The sequence below is a fragment of the Aeromicrobium sp. CnD17-E genome (assembly GCF_024124745.1).
Classification (GTDB): Bacteria; Actinomycetota; Actinomycetes; order Propionibacteriales; family Nocardioidaceae; genus Aeromicrobium.
Genome location: NZ_JAMXRU010000196.1, coordinates 1 through 2083 on the forward strand (window position 1 = coordinate 1; position 2083 = coordinate 2083).

Genomic DNA, 2083 nt, shown 5'->3' on the forward strand with positions numbered 1-2083 from the left:
GCCCGACGGGCATGTGCCCGACCTCGCCGGCGAACCCGGACCCGCGCACGAGCCGGCCGTCCTGAACGATCCCGCCGCCGATGCCGACGGTGCCGGTGATGTACAGCGACGACGTCGTGCCGCGTGCCGCGCCGTGGGTCGCCTCGGCCACGGCGGCGAGGTTGGCGTCGTTGTCGACCTGCACGGGCAGGCCCAGGGACGCCGCGAGCCGGTCGCCGGGCCGGGTGTCCGTCCAGCCCAGGTTCGGCGCGAGCCGGACGGTCGCGTGGTCGCGCTCGACCAGGCCGGGGACGGCGAGGTGCGCCCCGACGATGCGCCCCGGGGCCTCGCGCCGGACGTCCAGCGCGAGGCCCTCCAGCACGTCGAGGGCGTCGTCGCCCTGCGGCACCTCGCGCGTCGTGGTGCGCACGCGCGACCCCGCGAGGTCGACGAGCGCCGCCGCCACGTAGTCGACGTTCACCTCGAGCCCCAGGCCGAGCACGCTGCCGGCGACCAGCCCGACCGGGGTCGACGGTCGACCCCGGCCCTGCGAGGACGCCTCGCCCTCGACGACGACGGCGTGCTCGGCGAGCTCGCCCACGATCGCCCCCACCGTCGCCTTGGCCAGGCCGGTGCGCCGCGCGAGCGCCGACCGGCTGCCCGGGCCGTGGTCGCGCAGCGTGCGCAGCACGAGGGCCGTGTTGGCGCGACGCAGCTGGTCGGGGGCGGCCGGGGGCATGCTCAGCGCACCCCGTAGAGGTGCTCGAGCGCGAGCTGGTCGAGCCGCTCGAAGGCCATGCCGCGCGAGCCGAGGGTCTCCGGGTCCTCCTCCGGATCGGCCTGCAGGTCCTGCCAGGTCTCGCCCTCCGCCAGGGTCGGCGTGGACAGCTCGCCGACGCGCGACGCGGCGAGCGCCTCCTGCACGTCGGGGTCCGCGCGGAAGGCAAGTGCCTTCTCGCGCAGCACCAGGTAGTTCGTCATGCAGGCGGCGGCCGCCGTCCACACGCCGTCCTCGTCCTCGGTGCGCGGCGTCTTGAAGTCGAAGTGCACCGGTCCGTCGTAGCCGCCCTGGAGCAGCGTGTCGACGACCCAGAACGCGCCACGGGCATTGCCGGCACCGAAGCGGAAGTCCTGGTCGTAGCGCGGGCCCGTCTGGCCGTTGAGGTCGATGTGGAAGAGCTTGTCGTGCCACAGGGCCTGCGCGTACCCGTGCGCGGCGTTCAGCCCGGCCATCTCCTCGTGCCCGATCTCGGGGTTCACGCCCACCAGCTCGGGTCGCTCCAGGCTGTCGATGAAGGCGAGGGCGTGGCCGATCGTCGGGAGCAGGATGTCGCCGCGGGGCTCGTTCGGCTTGGGCTCGATCGCGAAGCGCAGGTCGTAGCCCTGGTCCACGACGTACTGGCCCAGGAGGTCGAAGCCCTCCTTGTAGCGCGACAGTGCAGCCTGCACGTCCTTCGCCGCTCCGCTCTCGGCGCCCTCACGGCCGCCCCAGCACACGTAGACCTGCGCGCCGAGCTCGGCGGCGAGGTCGATGTTGCGCATGACCTTGCGCAGTGCGAAGCGGCGCACGGCGCGGTCGTTCGACGTGAACCCGCCGTCCTTGAAGACGGGGTGGCCGAACAGGTTGGTCGTCGCGGTCGTCACGGCCAGGCCGGTGTCGGCGAGGCCCTGGCGGAAGCGGTCGAGGATGGCGTCGCGCTCGGACGTCGAGGAGCCGAAGGGCACGACGTCGTCGTCGTGGAAGTTCACGCCGTAGGCGCCGATCTCGGCGAGCTTCTCGAGCGCGTGGACCGGGTCCATCGGCGCGCGGGTCGGGTCGCCGAACGGGTCGCGGCCGGCGTACTGGACGGTCCAGATGCCGAAGGAGAACTTGTCGGCGGGGGTCGGGGTGGGGACGGACATGGTGCGCCTCTCGGTGGGTGGTGCGGTGGTCGGTGATGGGTGTCAGGTCGTCGGTGCGGGTGTCGTGCCGGCGGGTCAGGACGGCGAGGTCAGGGCGTCAGGGCGGGCGTGCGGTCGCGCAGGCCGGCGTACGCGTCGCGGACGGCGGGCGTCGGCTCCGCCCGGAGCACCCGGGTGCCGGCGAGCGGCCAGGCGGGCGGCT

Annotated in this window: 2 protein-coding genes; both read right to left on the bottom strand. The window is 74.2% G+C overall.

Annotated elements, in window-relative coordinates:
- On the bottom strand, nt 1–718 hold a 718-nt coding region (locus NH339_RS18020), incomplete at its 3' end, for an ROK family transcriptional regulator (RefSeq protein ID WP_253027376.1).
- 2 nt (nt 719–720) lie between these two features.
- Nucleotides 721–1881, bottom strand: a complete 1161-nt coding sequence (xylA, locus tag NH339_RS18025; RefSeq protein WP_253027378.1) for a xylose isomerase — start codon at nt 1879–1881, stop codon at nt 721–723.
- Between the last annotated feature and the right edge of the window lie 202 nt (nt 1882–2083).

What these genes read in the sequence shown, in the direction of transcription:
- xylA (WP_253027378.1), bottom strand. Translation starts at nt 1,881, where the DNA reads ATGTCCGTCCCCACCCCGACCCCCGCCGACAAGTTCTCCTTCGGCATC.